Here is a 16,956-nt window from a genome sequence, read left to right as displayed (position 1 = left end):
CAAGTCTCGACGCCGCTTCACAAGAGTGGGCGAAGAGGCACCCAAGGTATTTCGTTAGAGAAATTCACAAAGGTTCATCATGGAAATCTCCAAGGCGGAAATCGCTTCCGCGGCAGCAGCGTCTGCACACACAAATTCCCAGGAACTCCGCGGCGCGGAAATCCTCATCAAGTCGCTTCAGGCTGAGGGTGTCAAGTACGTCTGGGGCTATCCCGGCGGCGCGGTCCTTCATATTTACGACGCCTTCTACAAGCAGGACTCGATCCAGCACATCCTGGTGCGCCATGAGCAGGCGGCCGTGCACGCGGCGGACGGCTATGCCCGCGCCACCGGCGACGTGGGCGTGGCCCTAGTCACCTCGGGCCCCGGCGTGACCAATGCGGTAACCGGCATTGCGACGGCCTACATGGACAGCATCCCGATGGTCATCATCACGGGACAGGTCCCCACCCACGCCATCGGCCTGGATGCCTTCCAGGAGTGCGACACCGTCGGCATCACCCGGCCCATCGTGAAGCACAACTTCCTGGTCAAGGATGCGCGGCAGATGGCCGAAACCTTGAAAAAGGCCTTTCACATCGCTCGCAGCGGCCGCCCCGGCCCGGTGGTGGTGGACATCCCCAAGGACGTGTCCTTCAACAAGGTGCCTTATGCGGGCTACCCGCAAACCGTTGAAATGCGCTCCTATAACCCGGTTCGCAAAGGCCACGGCGGGCAGATCCGCAAGGCCCTGCAGCTGCTGCTTTCGGCCAAGCGGCCTTACATTTACACCGGCGGTGGCGTGCTGCTCAGCAATGCCTCGCAGGAACTGCGCACCCTGGTCGACATGCTGGGTTACCCCTGCACCAACACCTTGATGGGCCTGGGCGCCTACCCGGCCAGCGACAAAAAATTCCTCGGCATGCTGGGCATGCACGGCACCATCGAAGCCAACAACGCGATGCAGAACTGCGACGTGCTGCTGGCCGTCGGCGCCCGCTTTGACGACCGCGTGATCGGCAACCCCAAGCATTTCGCGCAGAACGAGCGCAAGATCATTCACATCGACATCGACCCGTCCAGCATCTCCAAGCGCGTGCGGGTCGACATCCCGATCGTGGGCGACGTGAAGGACGTGCTGACCGAGCTGATCAGCATGATCAAGGAATCCGGCCTCAAGCCCGACGCCAATGCGCTGGGCGGCTGGTGGGACACGATCGAAGGCTGGCGCAAGCGCGACTGCATGAAATACAGCATGGGCAAGGGCGACGTCATCAAGCCCCAGCATGTGGTCGAAACCCTCTGGAACCTGACCAAGGATGCCGACACCTACATCACCTCCGACGTGGGCCAGCACCAGATGTGGGCCGCGCAATACTACAAGTTCAACGAACCGCGCCGCTGGATCAACTCGGGCGGCCTGGGCACCATGGGCGTCGGCATTCCCTATGCCATGGGCATCAAGCTGGCCAAGCCTGACTCCGAGGTGTTCTGCATCACGGGCGAAGGTTCGGTGCAGATGTGCATCCAGGAACTCTCCACCTGCTTGCAGTACAACACGCCGATCAAGATCGTGTCGCTGAACAACCGCTACCTGGGCATGGTCCGCCAGTGGCAGGAAGTCGAATACGCCGGGCGCTACAGCAGCAGCTACATGGACGCGCTGCCCAATTTCGTCAAGCTGGCCGAGGCCTACGGCCACGTCGGCATGCTGATCGAAAAGCCGCAGGACGTGGAGCCGGCGCTGCGCGAAGCCCGCAAGCTCAAGGACCGCACGGTGTTCATGGATTTCCGCACGGACCCGACCGAAAACGTGTTCCCGATGGTGCAGGCCGGCAAGGGCATTACCGAGATGCTGCTGGGGTCGGAAGACCTCTAAGCCTCAAGCCGCCAGACACCCATTCATTCACCGTCACCTGACGAATCTATTGTCTGCCGAGCCTGCGCATTACCGTGCGCGGGGGAGGGCAGCGAAAAGAGGAATCTTCCTATGAAACACATCATTGCAGTTTTGCTGGAAAACGAGCCGGGCGCTCTTTCCCGCGTGGTCGGCCTGTTTTCGGCGCGCGGCTACAACATCGAAAGCCTGACCGTCGCCCCCACCGAGGACCCCAGCCTGTCGCGCATGACGATACAGACCACGGGCTCCGACGACGTCATCGAGCAGATCACCAAGCACCTGAACCGCCTCATCGAAGTGGTCAAGGTGGTCGACCTGACCGAGGGCGCCTACACCGAGCGCGAGCTCATGATGGTCAAGGTGCGCGCGGTCGGCAAGGAGCGCGAGGAGATGAAGCGCATGGCTGATATATTCCGCGGACGCATCATCGACGTCACGGAGAAAAGCTACACCATCGAGCTGACCGGCGACCAGTCCAAGAACGATGCTTTCCTGGAAGCCATAGACCGCAGCGCGATCCTGGAGACGGTGCGAACCGGCTCCAGCGGCATCGGCCGCGGCGAGCGGATTTTGCGGGTTTGATTTAAGTCGTCCGTGCGCGCGTTTCGACAGGCTCAACGCGAACGGATTTTGAGTGGCGATATGCGTTTACCGTTCGCCCTGAGCCTGTCGAAGGGCATTTTCGCCAATACCTATTCTGGAGAGAAAAATGAAAGTTTTTTACGACAAAGATTGTGATTTGAGCCTGATCAAGGGCAAGACGGTCGCCATCATCGGCTACGGCAGCCAGGGCCACGCCCACGCGCAAAACCTGAACGACAGCGGCGTGAAAGTGGTCGTCGGCCTGCGCAAGGGCGGCGCTTCCTGGCCCAAGGTTGAAAAGGCCGGCCTGAAGGTCGCCGAAGTCGCCGACGCGGTCAAAGCCGCCGACGTGGTCATGATTCTGCTGCCCGACGAGCAGATCGGCGCGGTCTACAAGAACGACGTGGCCCCCAACATCAAGCAGGGCGCTTCCCTCGTGTTCGCCCACGGCTTCAATGTGCACTACGGCGCCGTGATTCCCCGCGCCGACCTCGACGTCTGGATGGTCGCCCCCAAGGCGCCCGGCCACACGGTGCGCAACACCTACACCCAGGGCGGCGGCGTGCCTCACCTGGTGGCGGTGCACCAGGACAAGTCCGGCAAGGCCCGCGACCTGGCCCTGAGCTATGCCATGGCCAATGGCGGCGGCAAGGCCGGCATCATTGAAACCAATTTCCGCGAAGAGACCGAAACCGATCTGTTCGGCGAGCAGGCTGTTCTGTGCGGCGGCACCGTCGAGCTGATCAAGGCCGGCTTCGAAACGCTGGTGGAAGCCGGCTATGCGCCCGAAATGGCCTACTTCGAATGCCTGCACGAGCTCAAGCTGATCGTCGACCTGATCTATGAAGGCGGCATCGCCAACATGAACTACTCGATCTCGAACAACGCCGAGTACGGCGAATACGTGACGGGCCCCAACATCGTGACTTCGGCCACGAAGGACGCCATGCGCAAGTGCCTGAAGGACATCCAGACCGGCGAATACGCCAAGAGCTTCCTGCTGGAAAACCAGGCGGGCGCGCCAACCCTGCTGAGCCGCCGCCGCCTCAATGCCGAACACCAGATCGAAGTGGTGGGCGAAAAGCTGCGCGCGATGATGCCCTGGATCGCCAAAAACAAGCTGGTCGACCAGACCCGCAACTGATGGGAAAGGCCCGCCAGGGCCTTGTCCTGCAAAAAGCCGCGCAAAGTTCCTGCGCGGCTTTTTTTCTGGGAAGCACAAACTCGGGCGTGTTCCGGGAGTTTATGTGGGCCGATCTTGGTATCCTTGGCGCCTTGGACCGGCAATTGAGTGCCCCCGGCGGGCGGGGCCGGCTTCCGCTGTGGTGTCCTAGGATGCTATGACTTTGATAGCTATTTGTGTGCACCAGCTGTGCTTCAGGAGTTTTTTTTATGCATGATGGCGAAGAATCCGCGGGCAACGACCAGGAGGTCGTGATACGCAAGCGCCGCAAGGGCATTTACATATTGCCCAACCTCTTCACGCTGGCCGCCTTGTTTGGCGGCTTTTACGCCATCGTCATGGCCATGAACGGGCGCTTCGACCAGGCCGCCATCGGCGTGTTCTGCGCGATGGTGCTCGACAGCCTGGACGGGCGGGTTGCCCGTATGACCAACACGCAGAGCGCTTTCGGCGAGCAGATGGATTCGCTCTCGGACATGGTGTCTTTCGGCGCCGCGCCAGCCCTGATCGCCTACGTCTGGGCCCTGACCAGCCTGGGGCGCTGGGGCTGGATAGGCGCGTTTGTGTACTGTGCCTGCGCCGCGCTGCGCCTGGCCCGTTTTAACGTGAACACGGCGGTAGTCGACAAGCGCTTCTTCCAGGGCCTGCCGTCGCCGGCTGCCGCGGCACTGGTGGCCGGTTTTATCTGGCTGATGACCGATGCCGGCATCAGCGGGATGGAAGTGCGTTGGGTGACTTTCGCCCTCACGCTTTACGCTGGCCTGACCATGGTCACCAATGTGCCGTTCTACAGCTTCAAGGACGTGCAAATGAAGCGCAGCGTGCCTTTCGCGGCCATTGTGCTGATCGCTCTGGGAATCGCCGTGATCAACATCCATCCGCCTACCGTGATGTTCGGCCTGTTTGTGCTGTATGGCCTTTCGGGCTATGTGCTGTACGGCTGGCGCAAGGCCAAGGGCCTGCAGACCAGCGTGATATCGACGTCGACCGACGAACCGGACGAGCGCGGCCTTCACAAATAATTGTGGTACATTGACCGGATGAAACAAATTTCGCTAGCACTACTGCTATCTGCCAACGGGCGGAGACGGTAGCGCACGCGTACACCTGATTCAACGGCCCGTTTGCACCAGCAACGGGCCGTTTTTCTTTTGGGTTGCTGGTTCTTGATTTCGGATTTCGAGAGAGGAAAACCATGTTGAAGCAACCTGCCAGCAAATATCCCGCCTTCGCCCCCATTGGCTTGCGCGACCGTACCTGGCCCGACGCTGTCCTGACACAAGCGCCCGTCTGGCTCAGCACCGACCTGCGTGACGGCAACCAGGCGCTGATCGAGCCCATGGATATCGCACGCAAGCTGCGGATGTACGGGCAGCTGCTGCGGATCGGCTTCAAGGAAATTGAGGTCGGCTTTCCGGCCGCGTCGCAGGTTGAGTTCGACTTTGTCCGCCACCTGATCGACAACGACATGGTTCCCGACGATGTCACCCTCCAGGTGATGACGCCCGCCAAAGAGCCTTTGATACGCCGCACCATGGAAGCGGTGGCCGGCGCCCGGCGAGTGATCGTGCACCTGTACAACGCCACCTCGCCCTTGATGCGCGAAGTGGTCCTGGGCATGGATCCGGACCAGATCGTGGAATTGGCCACCAGCCATGCGCGGCTGATCCAGGATCTGGCGCGTACCCAGCCCGCTACGCAGTGGACTTTCCAGTATTCGCCCGAGCATTTTTCCGGCACCGAATTGGCGTTTTCCAAGCGCGTGGTCGATGCGGTCACCGAGGTATGGCAGCCCACGGCCGAGCGCCCCTGCATCATCAACCTGCCGACCACGGTGGAGCATTCGACCCCCAACGTGTTCGCCGACATGATCGAGTGGATGCACCGCCACATTGCCAGGCGCGACGCGGTGGTGTTGTCGGTTCACCCGCACAATGATCGCGGGACCGGTGTGGCGGCGGCCGAACTGGCCTTGATGGCCGGCGCGCAGCGGGTCGAAGGCTGCCTGTTTGGCAACGGCGAGCGCACCGGCAACCTCGATATCGTCAATGTGGCGCTCAACCTGTACACCCAGGGCGTGGCCCCCAATCTTGACTTCTCCAACATCGATGAAATCCGCCGCACGGTGGAGCATTGCAACCAGCTGCCTGTGCACCCGCGCCACCCCTATGTCGGCGAGCTGGTCTACACCTCGTTTTCCGGCACCCACCAGGATGCCATCAAAAAAGCCTTCGCAGTTCAAAAAGAAGGCGCTGCCTGGGCCGTGCCCTACCTGCCCATAGACCCGAAAGACCTGGGACGCAGCTACGAGGCCGTGATTCGCGTCAACAGCCAGTCGGGCAAGGGAGGCATCGCGTATTTGCTGGAAAGCGAATACGGCCTTGAATTGCCGCGCCGGCTGCAGATCGAATTCAGCCAGGCGGTGCAGTCAGTGATGGACAGCGAAGGCAAGGAATTGACGGCGCAAGATCTGTGGCAGCTGTTTCAGGACGAATACGGCATGGCCGGCACCGCGGCGCCGCAGGTTCAGCAAAGCGTCTCGGCGGATGGCGTGGCTTTGACGGCCCAGGTGCAAATAGCCGGCGGGATGCGGCAGATTGCAGGGCAGGGCGCCGGGCCTATCGAGGCCTTCGTCAATGGCTTGAACGCCGCGCTGGGCACCACGGTGCGCGTGCTGGACTACCATGAGCACGCCCTCGGCTCCGGTGCCGATGCCCGCGCCGTGGCCTACCTGGAATTGCGCGTCGACGAACGGCATACGGTGTTTGGCGTCGGCATGGACGCGAATATCGTCTCGGCATCATTGAAGGCCATTCTGTCAGGATGGCAGCGCGCGCAAATGCGCAAGGCTTCGAGCGAAAATACGTCTTGCGCCGCTTTGGCCCCATCCAACTAAAAAATCTTCAGCTTCAGGAGCCTCACCATGACCGACAAACTCATTATTTTTGATACCACCTTGCGCGACGGCGAGCAGTCGCCCGGCGCTTCCATGACCCGGGACGAGAAGCTGCGCATCGCCCGCCAGCTGGAGCGCCTGAAGGTCGACGTGATCGAGGCCGGCTTTGCCGCCAGCTCCAACGGTGACTTCGAATGCGTCAAAGCGATCGCGGAGGTCGTCAAGGACTCCACGGTCTGCTCGCTGGCGCGTGCCAACGACAGGGATATTTCCCGCGCCGCCGAGGCCCTGAAGCCGGCCGTTTCCGGGCGCCTGCACTTGTTCTTGGCGACCAGCCCCCTGCACATGGAAAAAAAGCTGCGCATGACGCCCGACCAGGTGTTCGAGCAGGCCAAACTCTCGGTGCGTTTTGCCAAAAACCTGATGGGCGACATCGAGTTCAGCCCCGAAGACGGCTATCGCTCCGAGCCTGATTTCCTGTGCCGCGTGCTGGAAGCCGTGATCAAGGAGGGGGCAACCACCATCAACGTGCCCGACACCGTGGGCTACGCCATTCCCGAGCTCTACGGCAACTTCATCAAGAACCTGCGCGAGCGCATTCCCAACAGCGACAAGGCCGTCTGGTCTGTGCACTGCCACAACGACCTGGGCATGGCCGTGGCCAACTCGCTGGCCGGCGTGAAAATCGGCGGTGCGCGGCAGGTGGAATGCACCATCAATGGCCTGGGCGAGCGCGCCGGCAATTGTTCGCTCGAAGAAGTGGTGATGGCCGTCAAGACCCGCAAGGATTATTTCGGCCTGGACCTGGGCATAGACACGCAGCACATCCTCGCGGCCAGCCGCATGGTGAGCCAGACCACCGGCTTTGTGGTGCAGCCGAACAAGGCCGTGGTCGGTGCCAACGCGTTTGCCCATGCATCGGGCATCCACCAGGACGGCGTGCTCAAGGCGCGCGACACCTATGAAATCATGCGCGCCGAGGACGTGGGCTGGAGCGCCAACAAGATCGTGCTGGGCAAGCTGAGCGGGCGCAACGCCTTCAAGCAGCGATTGCTCGAGCTCGGTGTCGCCATGGAAAGCGAAGCGGACATCAACAACGCCTTTGCCAAATTCAAGGAACTCGCCGACCGCAAGAGTGAAATTTTTGACGAAGATATCCTGGCGCTGGCCAGCGATGAAAGCGCTTCCCACGACAACGAGCAGTACGGCTTTGTGTCCCTGTCGCAGCACAGTGAAACCGGCGAGCGCCCCCAGGCCAGCGTCGTGTTCACGGTGGCCGGCAAGGAAGTCAAAGGCGAGTCGGACGGCAACGGCCCCGTGGACGCTTCCCTCAAGGCCATCGAATCACACGTCAAAAGCGGTGCCGAGATGGTGCTTTACTCCGTGAACGCCATCAGCGGGTCGACGGAAAGCCAGGGGGAAGTCACGGTGCGCTTGCAGAACAGCGGACGGGTTGTCAATGGGGTGGGGGCCGATCCGGACATCGTGGTGGCCTCGGCCAAGGCGTATCTGAGTGCCCTGAACAAACTCCAAAGTAAAGCTGACCGGGTGGCTGCGCAGGGTTGATGTAACAATTCGGAAAATAAAGTCGTTTAAATTCAACGACTTGGCGCTGAGTCTGGGTGCAAACCGAGAGGCGAAGCGGAAAAATCGCACGAATTGAGTGTATTTTTAGGAAAGTCACGCAAGTTTTTGATATTGCGTGACTTTTTCTATTTGTATACACTCCAGCCATCCCATCATTGCAATCCCACGCAGGCAATATTCACCATGTCTCATCAGATTTTCAATCGCGCATTAAAAATCGTTGGATTCGTGGCTTTGATAGCCGCCTTTGCAGTGCCCGCCGCCAATGCGGCGACCGCCAAAAATACCATTGTCAAAAAGCAGCACGCTTCTTCGAAGGCGTTGGCTTCCAAAAAAGTTGTCTCCACGCGCAAGAGCGTACGTTTTGTTGCAGGTACCAAGCGCCGTAGCATCATCCGCGCATCGGTGCCGGCCAAACCGTCTTTCGGCCAGATCGCCGGCCTGCACAGTGCGCAGGATCCGCTGGAACTCAAGTCCAGCGTGGCGCTGGTGATTGACCAGGACACGCGCGAAGTGCTGTTCAGCAAGAACGACCATGCGGTGCTGCCCATCGCGTCCCTCACCAAACTGATGACCGGCGTCATCATCAGCGGCGCCAAGCTGCCCATGGACGAGATGATCACCGTGACGCAGGATGACGTGGATACCGAAAAGGGTAGCAGCTCGCGCCTGAAGGTCGGCACCACACTGACCCGCGGTGAACTGCTGCACCTGGCCCTGATGTCCAGCGAAAACCGCGCGGCGCATGCCCTGGGCCGCACCTATCCCGGCGGCATGGCCACCTTCGTGAGCCTGATGAACGCCAAGGCCAAGATGCTGGGCATGACCGACACCAGCTATGTCGAGCCCACGGGCCTGTCCAGCCGCAACCAGTCCAGCGCGCAAGACCTGGCAACGCTGGTCAATGCCGCCCACGGCGACCCCATGCTGCGTGAACTGTCGACCTCCACCGGCTACCAGGTGGCTGTCGGCAGCCGCACTCTGCAGTACAACAACACCAACCGCCTCGTGAAGAACCCCGAGTGGGACATCGGCCTGCAGAAAACCGGCTACATCTCTGAAGCCGGCCAGTGCCTGGTCATGCAGACCAAAATCGCGGGCCGCAAGCTGATCATGGTGTTCCTGGATTCCGCCGGCAAGCTGAGCCGCCTGGGCGATGCCGAGCGCGTGCGCCGCTGGGTGGAGTCCAACCCGGTGACCGAGCCCAAGGTCAACGTCAGCGCTTCCGCCAAGCAAGCCAACGGCTGAGTCTTTCCGCCGCGGCCAACGCCAAAGGCGGATCTCTTTTCTTTTTCTATTTAGGCCTGTAGCCCAGCGCCGCAGAAATTTCATTGGCCGTTGCCTGCAGCTTGGGCAGCCAGTGCTCATCAAGCCGGTCTGCCGGCGCCGAAATCGACAAACCCGCCACCAGCTTGTTCTGGTCGTCGTAAATGCCGGCGGCCATGCAGCGCACCCCCAGTTCCAGCTCCTCGTTGTCGCGCGCGATGCCGTATTGACGCGCCTTGGAGAGTTCGCGCTCGAGCACCGGCAACTGGGTGATGCTGTTGCGGGTCTGCCCCGACAGCCCGGTGCGCGTCGCATAGGTGCGCAGGCGCTGCGGGTCATCAAAGGCCAGGAACAGCTTGCCCACGGACGTTAAATGCAACGGCGCGCGGCCGCCTATGGCGCGCACCACCTGCATGCCGGAGCGCTCACTGTAGGCGCGTTCCACGTACACGATTTCGTCGCCCTGGCGCATGCTCAGGTTCACCGGCTGCTGGGTGATCTTGTGCAGCTCGCGCATCGGGATCAGCGCCGCTTCGCGCACATCCAGGCGCGCCTTCACGAGGTTGCCCAACTCGAGCAGGCGCATGCCCAGCCGATAGCTGCCCGCCGCGGGGCGGTCGACAAAACGTCCGGTGGCCAGGTCGTTCAGGATGCGGTGGGCCGTGGAAGGGTGCAGGCCCGATTTTTCGCTGATTTCCTTGAGCGACAAGGCCTCCTCGCGGTTTGCCAGGATTTCGAGCAGCGTGAACATTCTCTCGATGACCTGGACGGTCGGTGTGGCGGAAGGAGCGGAGTCGGGCTTTTTCATGTGCAGGCTTTCTGCTGCAAATTTTACCCTGTGAAATGCAGATGCGTCTGGTGACGCATGCGAAGCGGCGGGCTTAAGCCGGGTCGGGATGTTCGCTGGCGCCCGGGCTGGCCGCTGCAGGTGTTGTGGAAAGCACCCAGCGGCCGTCCAGCAGCACTTCGTTCGGCGTGAACCCCGCCTTGTAGTTCATCTTCGGGCTCTCGGCGATCCAGTAACCCAGGTAGACATAGGGCAGCTCCAGGCGCCGCGCCTGCTCGATCTGCCAGAGCACGCTGTAGTTGCCGTAGCTTGCGCGGGCGTCGGGCTCATAAAAAGTGTAGACCGCCGAAATCCCGTCTTCCAGCACGTCCAGGATGGACACCATCTTGAGCGCGCCCGGCTCGCCGTTGGGCAGGGTTTCGCGGAACTCCACCAGGCGCGAATTGACGCGGCTTTGCAGCAGGAACTGGGTGTACTGGTCAATGCTGTCGTGGTCCATGCCGCCGCCGGCGTGGCGGCCGTTCTGGTAGCGCAGGTAAAGCTGGTAGTGCTCGGGCATGAAGCACAGCTTGAGGATGCGGGCATGCAGCGTGTGGTGCCGCCTCCACGCGCGGCGCTGGCTGCGGTCGGGGCTGAAGAGCTTGACGGGCACCCGCAGCGGCACGCAGGCCTGGCAGCCGTCGCAGTAGGGGCGGTAGGTGAACATGCCGCTGCGCCTGAAGCCATTGGTCACCAGGTCTGAATAGGCGTCGTTGTGGATCAGGTGGCTGGGCGTTGCGACCTGCGAGCGGGCCTGCTTGCCCGGCAGGTAGCTGCAGGGGTAGGGCGCCGTTGCATAGAACTGCAAGGTTTGCAGGGGCAGGTCTTTGAGGTGCGTCACGGTAGGTCTGTCATTCCCGTCGTCAGAAGCTGATTCCAGTATACGGGTTTGAACTCCCAGAGGGGTGCGGTTTTGTTCACGTTTGCGGCGAGATGGGCGACAAATTCCACGCGGCTGATTTCACCCGCCCCCAGCGAGGCCAGATGCCGGGTATTTTGCTGGCAGTCGATCATGGCCATCTCGCGGGCGCGGCAAAAAGCCACCAGCGCCGCCAGTGCGATCTTGGAGGCGTCGGTCTGGTGGGCGAACATCGATTCGCCGAACACCATGCGGCCCAGGTTGACGCAGTAAAGGCCGCCGGCCAGTTCGCCGTCCACCCAGGTCTCCACGCTATGGGCGTGGCCGGCCCGGTGCAGGCTGGTGTAGGCCTGAACCATGTCCGGGACAATCCAGGTGCCCGGCTGGCCCTCGCGGGGTTTGCTCGCGCAGGCGCTGATAACCTGTTCGAAGGCGCTGTCGAAACGAAGCTCGCAACTGCTCTGCGCCTGGAAACGGGCCAGCGTTTTGCGCAGCGAACGATGCAGCCTGAAATGCCGGGTCTGCAAGACCATGCGCGGATCGGGACTCCACCATAGCGGTGGCTGGCCCAGGCTGAACCACGGAAAAATGCCTTGCGAATAGGCCTGCACCAGTGTCGGCACATCCAACGTGGCGCCGGCAGCCAGCAGGCCGGGGGCCGGGTCGTGATGACCCCAGGCTTCTTCGAGCGGCGGAAAGCTTTCGCCGGCGGCAAGCCAGGGCACGGGGCGCGGGAGTTTTCCCATGGCTTAAAAGCGCATCGGCATGAAACCGCGGAAACAGCAGGCCGGGAAGGGCATGCGCACATGGTAGCCGAGTGGGGCGCGGCGGCAAGGCTCGCAGGTAATGGAGCCTCTGATGCGCCGGGTAGCCTGCTTGCGGCTGAAAAAAGCAACTGCGATTTGCGCCGCGCAAAAAGAAATGGGCACCGCAAGGGTGCCCATTTCGGAAATTAACTGGCTCCTCAACCTGGGCTCGAACCAGGGACCTACGGATTAACAGTCCGGCGCTCTACCAACTGAGCTATTGAGGAATGCAGCCTTAGATTATAGCGTCAATTTTTACGATTTTTAAGCCCGAGGTGTTTTCTGCGTGACTTGTTGGCGCCGAATGGCGCGGCTTGCGGCGGCCTTGGCGTAAACGCCGACGCGCGACTCTTTTCAAGCCATTGCGAATTGAGCGCAATAAGCTATTAAATTAATAGCAATTGCAGTTTTCCGGTATGGGTTTTCGCTCGCGAACTTCAGCCGCACCGGCTATTTGGGCTCCGCCCTGACAACATACTGGAGCGGCATTGCATCTTCCACCGCGATTTGTGGATCCGCTCCTGCCAGCCTTGCGAGCTGCTCGATCGCGGGGAGGAACTGCTCTCTTGCGGGTTCCGGGAAAATTCTGGGGACGCATTCCGTGACCGCGAACCCTGTGTCGTTAAACATTTCCAGGATGGTTTGCCTGGTGAAAAATCGCAAATGGGTTTTGTCCAGCAGGCCGCTTTCCTCGTAACGGAAATTCCCTATGCTCAGCCGGGCCTGGAGGGACCAGTGCTGCGCATTTGGAATGCAGGCTGCGATGGTTCCCCCCGGCGGCATGGCCTCGCGTACTTTGCGCAGGATATTCCAGGGGTTCTTCAGGTGCTCAAGGCAGTCGCCAAAGATCCAGCAGTCCCTGTCCGCGTGCTTTCTCCAGAATGCATCGTCGGCATTCTCGATGTCCAGGACCAGGGTTTCGTTGCAGTACCGGTCCGCCAACTTGGCGTAGTCAGGATCTATCTCGATCCCGAAATAGTGGCAACCTGGCGATATTTTCTTGAACTCTCTTGCCAGGGCGCCGGAGCTGCAGCCCACTTCAATCAGTTTGCTGGATCCCCATGGGATGACCTCCAGAAGATCCTGGTTGTGAAATTCGTGGACCGGGGTTTGACTCATGGGTTTGGGCTTTGGGAGTGAGGTGTTTTTGCCAGGACGGATTTTCCGAAGTGGACCCGAAAAGCATACCGCAAGGCGCTGTTGAAATTCATTCTAGGCGCCCCCGCAGGTTTCGCGGGCGGGAAGGTCCGGTATCGGTGAAAAAACCTTGGAGCCCGCAGATCTTGTGGCGCCTTGGGAGGCCACTCCCCGAGCTATGCGGCATCCGCGATAATTGCCTGGCGCGGTCCCGCCATCTTGGCGCGGGCCGAAGCCGTCCTCAGCATCGCACAGCCCTTTAGCACCGTCACCAGAGCAAGCGCGCATGGCTTCCAATCTTTCTGTTGCAGATCTCTGGTCCGACCTCGCGTCGGTTCGCGAGCGTTCGCCGCTGGTGCATTGCATCACCAACCTTGTGGTGATCAATTTCAACGCCAATGTGCTGCTGGCCGCGGGCGCCTCTCCCGTCATGGCGCATGCGCATGAAGAGGTGCGCGACATGGCCGGCATCGCCCAGGCACTGGTGCTGAACATCGGCACGCTGGACGCGTACTGGGTCGAGAGCATGAAGCTGGCTCTGGCGGCCGCTTCGGCGCGCGGGATTCCCTGCGTGCTCGACCCGGTCGGCGCGGGTGCCACCCCTTACCGCAATGCCGCGCTGGAGGCTCTTTTGGCCGTCGCCGCGCCCACCGTGGTTCGCGGCAACGGCTCTGAAATCATGAGCATGGCCGGCGCCGCCGTGAAAACGCGCGGCGTCGACAGCGGAGCCGCGGCCGGGGATGCGCTGGACGCCGCGCGGGCTCTGGCCGCGCGCACCGAGGGCGTTGTCTGCGTGAGCGGCGAGACCGACCATATCCTGGACGCCGGCCGCCGCTGGGCCCGGCTTTCCAACGGCCATTCCTGGATGACCCGCATCACCGGCGTCGGCTGCTCGGCCACCGCCCTGATTGGCGCGTTTTGCGCGGTGCAGCCGGACGCCTGGCGAGCGACTACCGCCGCGATGGCTGTTCTGGGCCTTGCCGGCGAAGTGGCGGCGGAGAAAACTCTGGCGCGCGGCCTGGGTGTGGGCAGCATGGCCGTGCAGTTGCTCGATGAGTTGCAGTTGCTGGACAAGGCTACCTTCACCGCCCGCCTGAAGCTGGAAGTGGCGAACGGGTGAGGGACCACAGCATGGCGCGATTGAACCCCGAAGTCCTGCGGCTTTACCTGGTCACCGACCAGGCGCTGATGCGCGGCCGGCCCCTGGCCGACGTGGTGGCCGAGGCCGTGCAGGGCGGGGCCAACTGCGTGCAGCTGCGCGAAAAGCAGTTGGGCACGCGCGAATTCCTGGCCCAGGCCCTGATCCTCAAAGCGCTGCTCGCGCCCCAAGGCATACCGTTGGTCATCAACGACCGCATCGACATCGCCCTGGCTTGCGGCGCCGATGGCGTACACCTGGGCCAGAACGACCTGCCGGCCGACGAGGCGCGCAAGCTGCTGCCGCCCGCCGTGTTCATCGGCTGGTCGGTCGAATCCATGGATGACGTGAAGCAAAGCGCGGCACTGCCGGTCGACTACCTGGGTGTGAGCCCGGTTTTTTCGACTCCCACTAAAACCGATACCAAAGACCCCTGGGGCCTGGAAGGGCTGGCGGTTGTGCGGGCCGCCACCCGCCTGCCGCTGGTGGCCATAGGCGGTATCCATGCCGGCAACGCACGCGAGGTGCTGCGCGCCGGCGCCGACGGCCTGGCCGTGGTGAGCGCGCTGTGTGCCGCCGACGACCCGCGCGCGGCGGCCGCCACACTGAGGTCGCTGTGCGACCATACCCGGGATCATGGATGACTCAATGACCGACACTCTTTTTGACCACGAATACCCCCGCGTCCTGAGCATCGCGGGTTCCGACAGCGGCGGCGGGGCCGGCATCCAGGCCGACCTTAAAACCTTTGCCGCGCTGGGCTGCTACGGCATGACGGCCATCACCGCCCTGACGGCGCAGAACACGCGCGGGGTGCGCGCCATCCACGGCGTGCCGCCGCAGATGCTGGGCGAGCAGATCGACGCCGTCATCGAAGACATAGGCGCGGACGCGGTGAAGATAGGCATGTTGCATGCACCCGACATCGTGCTCACCGTGGCTGAGGCCATAGACCGCCACGCGCTGCAGAACGTGGTGCTGGACCCGGTCATGGTCGCCACCAGCGGCGCGGTGCTGATAGCCAACCCGGCCATCGCGGTGCTGGTGAGCGAGCTGTTCCCGCGTGCGACGGTCATCACACCCAACCTCGATGAAGCGTCGCTGCTGGTCGGCCGGCCGCTGGCCGACGAAGAAGCCATGCAGGCCGCGGCGCAGGAATTATTGGCCAAAGGCGCGCGCGCCGTGCTGCTCAAGGGCGGGCATTTGCCCGGTGATGTGGTGAGCGACCTGCTGGCCACCCAAAGCGGCGAGCTGCACTGGATGCGTGGGCCGCGCATTCCCAGCCCCAACACCCACGGCACGGGCTGCACGCTGTCATCCGCGATCGCCGCCCACCTGGCGCTGGGCCAGCCCCTGCTGGAGGCCGTGCTGCTGGCGCGCAGCTATGTGCGCGCGGCGCTGCAGGCCGGCGCCCGGGTGCGCACAGGCGGTGGCAGCGGGCCGCTGAACCACGGCCACGCACCCCTCGCGATGCGGCTCAAGCCGCTGCGGTAGCGCCGGAAGCGTCGGAAGAATCGGAAGAGCCGGCTCGGGTGAGCCGCGCCAGGGCAAAGGTCAGCACCAGCGTCGGCAGCGCGGCGCCCCAGTCGGGTGCCAGCTTGGCGCACAGGTGGTAGCAAACAATGCCCAGCAGCCAGATCGCAACGGCGCTGGTATTCACCTTGCGTGCGGCCACCAGCGCGGCGATATGGGGCGTGCCGGCCAGCCGCGCCAGGATCACGCCGTACAAAGGCACAAACACCGAACTGAGCATCAGCAAAAACGGCTCCAGGCTGTGCATGGGCAGCACCAGCGCCAGCGCGGTGCACAGCAGGGCCAGGCCCACACCCCAGCGGCGCACGCTCCAGGCCGGCTTCAGGCTGTGGCCGGCCACCGAGCCCGAATACAGGTCGCCGTAAGCGTTGTCGACCTCGTCGACCAGGATCAGCCCCAGCGCGAGCAGCCCGCCCTGCGCCAGCAGCAGCGCGGCGACCAGGTCGGTGCTGGGCGTCGTGACGGCCACCAGCACGCCCAACGCGTAGCACCAGACATTGGCAATCGCATAACCCAGCCAGGTGCCGCGCAGGGCGCTGTTGCCATCGCGCCCGTGGCGCGCGAAATCGGCCACCAGCGGCAGCCAGGAAACCGGCATCGCGATCACCAGGTCCAGCGCCGACAGCGTGCCCATGCCGCCTTCGCCGGGGCGGTTCCACAGCGCGGCCAGGCCCTGGCTGTTGGCCTTGGCCAGGAACTGCCAGCTCAGCCACAGCAACGAGGCGATGACCAGCGGCAGGCCCCAGCGGCCTATGAATTTGCGCACCAGCCTGACCATGGAGCCCGACAGCAGCGCCAGCAGCACCGCGCCCCAGAGCAGCGTGGCCAGCAGGGGCCACACGGCGCCCGTAAAACCTCCGGACTGCCGCGCGATGGCGATGGTGCCGTCGCGCATCACCACCAGCTCGAAGGTGGTCCACCCTATCAGTTGCACGATGTTGAGCAGCACCGGCAGGCGCGCGAAGCTGCTGCCGTAAGTGGCGTGCATCAGCCCGGCGCTCGAAAGCCCGCTGTCGCAGCCGATTTTGGCGGTCCAGGCCAGCAGGCCCGCGCCCAGGATGGAGCCGCAGACGATCACCGCCAGCGCCGTTTGTGTACCGAGGGCCGGCACCAGGTAGGCGCCTATCTGCATGACCAGCAGGCCCACGCCCAGGCTGAGCCAGAGCGCGGCATGGTCGCTCCAGCCGAACAGGCGCTCGCCCGCGGGCAGTGGCGTGAGCGCGGTGTTGCCGGCGGCGGAAGTAGGGGGCGTGGTCATCAGCAG

The 16,956-nt window shown here is 62.8% G+C and carries 15 protein-coding genes and 1 tRNA gene; 10 read left to right on the top strand and 6 right to left on the bottom strand.

The genetic code is table 11. The features are described from left to right. Positions 1-79: 79 nt before the first annotated feature. The 7 genes from AC1D09_RS11495 (at position 80) to pbpG (ending at position 9,375) form a co-directional block, all read left to right on the top strand. On the top strand, positions 80-1,858 hold the full coding sequence (locus AC1D09_RS11495; protein ID WP_477663297.1) for an acetolactate synthase 3 catalytic subunit: 1,779 nt from the start codon (positions 80-82) through the stop codon (positions 1,856-1,858). A gap of 111 nt (positions 1,859-1,969) precedes the next feature. Beyond that, the gene (ilvN, locus tag AC1D09_RS11490) at positions 1,970-2,461 is read left to right on the top strand and encodes an acetolactate synthase small subunit (RefSeq protein ID WP_007869681.1); all 492 of its coding nucleotides are present in this window, start codon (positions 1,970-1,972) and stop codon (positions 2,459-2,461) included. A gap of 127 nt (positions 2,462-2,588) precedes the next feature. After that, the gene (gene ilvC / locus AC1D09_RS11485) at positions 2,589-3,605 is read left to right on the top strand and encodes a ketol-acid reductoisomerase (RefSeq protein WP_413329667.1); all 1,017 of its coding nucleotides are present in this window, start codon (positions 2,589-2,591) and stop codon (positions 3,603-3,605) included. Between the two features lie 248 nt (positions 3,606-3,853). After that, the gene (gene pssA, locus AC1D09_RS11480) at positions 3,854-4,666 is read left to right on the top strand and encodes a CDP-diacylglycerol--serine O-phosphatidyltransferase (protein WP_477663295.1); all 813 of its coding nucleotides are present in this window, start codon (positions 3,854-3,856) and stop codon (positions 4,664-4,666) included. A gap of 173 nt (positions 4,667-4,839) precedes the next feature. After that, a complete protein-coding gene (leuA, locus tag AC1D09_RS11475) occupies positions 4,840-6,540 on the top strand; it encodes a 2-isopropylmalate synthase (protein ID WP_477663294.1) in 1,701 nt (566 codons plus the stop codon). A 27-nt stretch (positions 6,541-6,567) separates the two neighbouring features. Beyond that, positions 6,568-8,106, top strand: coding sequence for a 2-isopropylmalate synthase (locus AC1D09_RS11470; protein ID WP_477663293.1), 1,539 nt, complete (start codon positions 6,568-6,570; stop codon positions 8,104-8,106). A gap of 204 nt (positions 8,107-8,310) precedes the next feature. Then, complete coding sequence (gene pbpG / locus AC1D09_RS11465) at positions 8,311-9,375, top strand: D-alanyl-D-alanine endopeptidase (RefSeq protein ID WP_477663292.1); 1,065 nt, start codon at positions 8,311-8,313, stop codon at positions 9,373-9,375. A 46-nt stretch (positions 9,376-9,421) separates the two neighbouring features. Here the strand turns inward: pbpG and AC1D09_RS11460 are convergent, their stop codons facing one another. The 5 genes from AC1D09_RS11460 to AC1D09_RS11440 all read right to left on the bottom strand — a co-directional run bounded on the left by AC1D09_RS11460 (position 9,422) and on the right by AC1D09_RS11440 (position 13,003). Continuing rightward, positions 9,422-10,201 (bottom strand): IclR family transcriptional regulator, encoded by a 780-nt coding sequence (locus AC1D09_RS11460; protein ID WP_007869695.1) that lies wholly within the window; start codon positions 10,199-10,201, stop codon positions 9,422-9,424. A 73-nt stretch (positions 10,202-10,274) separates the two neighbouring features. Continuing rightward, on the bottom strand, positions 10,275-11,060 hold the full coding sequence (locus tag AC1D09_RS11455; RefSeq protein ID WP_477701058.1) for an arginyltransferase: 786 nt from the start codon (positions 11,058-11,060) through the stop codon (positions 10,275-10,277). After that, on the bottom strand, positions 11,057-11,824 hold the full coding sequence (aat, locus tag AC1D09_RS11450; protein ID WP_477663290.1) for a leucyl/phenylalanyl-tRNA--protein transferase: 768 nt from the start codon (positions 11,822-11,824) through the stop codon (positions 11,057-11,059). Before aat ends, AC1D09_RS11455 begins: the two co-directional genes overlap by 4 nt. A 211-nt stretch (positions 11,825-12,035) precedes the next feature. Beyond that, positions 12,036-12,111, bottom strand: a tRNA-Asn gene (locus AC1D09_RS11445). A 223-nt stretch (positions 12,112-12,334) separates the two neighbouring features. Continuing rightward, positions 12,335-13,003, bottom strand: coding sequence for a class I SAM-dependent methyltransferase (locus AC1D09_RS11440; RefSeq protein WP_477663289.1), 669 nt, complete (start codon positions 13,001-13,003; stop codon positions 12,335-12,337). A 304-nt stretch (positions 13,004-13,307) separates the two neighbouring features. Here AC1D09_RS11440 and thiM point away from each other — a divergent pair, with 304 nt between their 5' ends. The 3 genes from thiM to thiD are packed head-to-tail and all read left to right on the top strand — an operon-like array spanning position 13,308 to position 15,653. Beyond that, on the top strand, positions 13,308-14,141 hold the full coding sequence (gene thiM, locus AC1D09_RS11435) for a hydroxyethylthiazole kinase (protein ID WP_477663288.1): 834 nt from the start codon (positions 13,308-13,310) through the stop codon (positions 14,139-14,141). An 11-nt stretch (positions 14,142-14,152) separates the two neighbouring features. Next, a complete protein-coding gene (gene thiE / locus AC1D09_RS11430) occupies positions 14,153-14,803 on the top strand; it encodes a thiamine phosphate synthase (RefSeq protein ID WP_477663287.1) in 651 nt (216 codons plus the stop codon). Positions 14,804-14,807: 4 nt separating this feature from the next. Next, positions 14,808-15,653 carry a bifunctional hydroxymethylpyrimidine kinase/phosphomethylpyrimidine kinase gene (gene thiD, locus AC1D09_RS11425; RefSeq protein ID WP_477663286.1) on the top strand — a complete coding sequence of 282 codons (846 nt, stop codon included), beginning with the start codon at positions 14,808-14,810 and terminating at the stop codon, positions 15,651-15,653. Here the strand turns inward: thiD and AC1D09_RS11420 are convergent. Further along, the gene (locus tag AC1D09_RS11420; RefSeq protein WP_477663285.1) at positions 15,637-16,950 is read right to left on the bottom strand and encodes a purine-cytosine permease family protein; all 1,314 of its coding nucleotides are present in this window, start codon (positions 16,948-16,950) and stop codon (positions 15,637-15,639) included. The genes thiD and AC1D09_RS11420 overlap by 17 nt on opposite strands. Between the last annotated feature and the right edge of the window lie 6 nt (positions 16,951-16,956).

It is taken from the genome of Polaromonas sp. P1_A2 (assembly GCF_056406895.1).
This window is presented reverse-complemented; position numbering and strand designations above follow the sequence as displayed.

What these genes read in the sequence shown, in the direction of transcription:
- AC1D09_RS11495 (WP_477663297.1), top strand. Translation starts at nt 80, where the DNA reads ATGGAAATCTCCAAGGCGGAAATCGCTTCCGCGGCAGCAGCGTCTGCA.
- ilvN (WP_007869681.1), top strand. Translation starts at nt 1,970, where the DNA reads ATGAAACACATCATTGCAGTTTTGCTGGAAAACGAGCCGGGCGCTCTT.
- ilvC (WP_413329667.1), top strand. Translation starts at nt 2,589, where the DNA reads ATGAAAGTTTTTTACGACAAAGATTGTGATTTGAGCCTGATCAAGGGC.
- pssA (WP_477663295.1), top strand. Translation starts at nt 3,854, where the DNA reads ATGCATGATGGCGAAGAATCCGCGGGCAACGACCAGGAGGTCGTGATA.
- leuA (WP_477663294.1), top strand. Translation starts at nt 4,840, where the DNA reads ATGTTGAAGCAACCTGCCAGCAAATATCCCGCCTTCGCCCCCATTGGC.
- AC1D09_RS11470 (WP_477663293.1), top strand. Translation starts at nt 6,568, where the DNA reads ATGACCGACAAACTCATTATTTTTGATACCACCTTGCGCGACGGCGAG.
- pbpG (WP_477663292.1), top strand. Translation starts at nt 8,311, where the DNA reads ATGTCTCATCAGATTTTCAATCGCGCATTAAAAATCGTTGGATTCGTG.
- AC1D09_RS11460 (WP_007869695.1), bottom strand. Translation starts at nt 10,201, where the DNA reads ATGAAAAAGCCCGACTCCGCTCCTTCCGCCACACCGACCGTCCAGGTC.
- aat (WP_477663290.1), bottom strand. Translation starts at nt 11,824, where the DNA reads ATGGGAAAACTCCCGCGCCCCGTGCCCTGGCTTGCCGCCGGCGAAAGC.
- AC1D09_RS11440 (WP_477663289.1), bottom strand. Translation starts at nt 13,003, where the DNA reads ATGAGTCAAACCCCGGTCCACGAATTTCACAACCAGGATCTTCTGGAG.
- thiM (WP_477663288.1), top strand. Translation starts at nt 13,308, where the DNA reads ATGGCTTCCAATCTTTCTGTTGCAGATCTCTGGTCCGACCTCGCGTCG.
- thiE (WP_477663287.1), top strand. Translation starts at nt 14,153, where the DNA reads ATGGCGCGATTGAACCCCGAAGTCCTGCGGCTTTACCTGGTCACCGAC.
- thiD (WP_477663286.1), top strand. Translation starts at nt 14,808, where the DNA reads ATGACCGACACTCTTTTTGACCACGAATACCCCCGCGTCCTGAGCATC.
- AC1D09_RS11420 (WP_477663285.1), bottom strand. Translation starts at nt 16,950, where the DNA reads ATGACCACGCCCCCTACTTCCGCCGCCGGCAACACCGCGCTCACGCCA.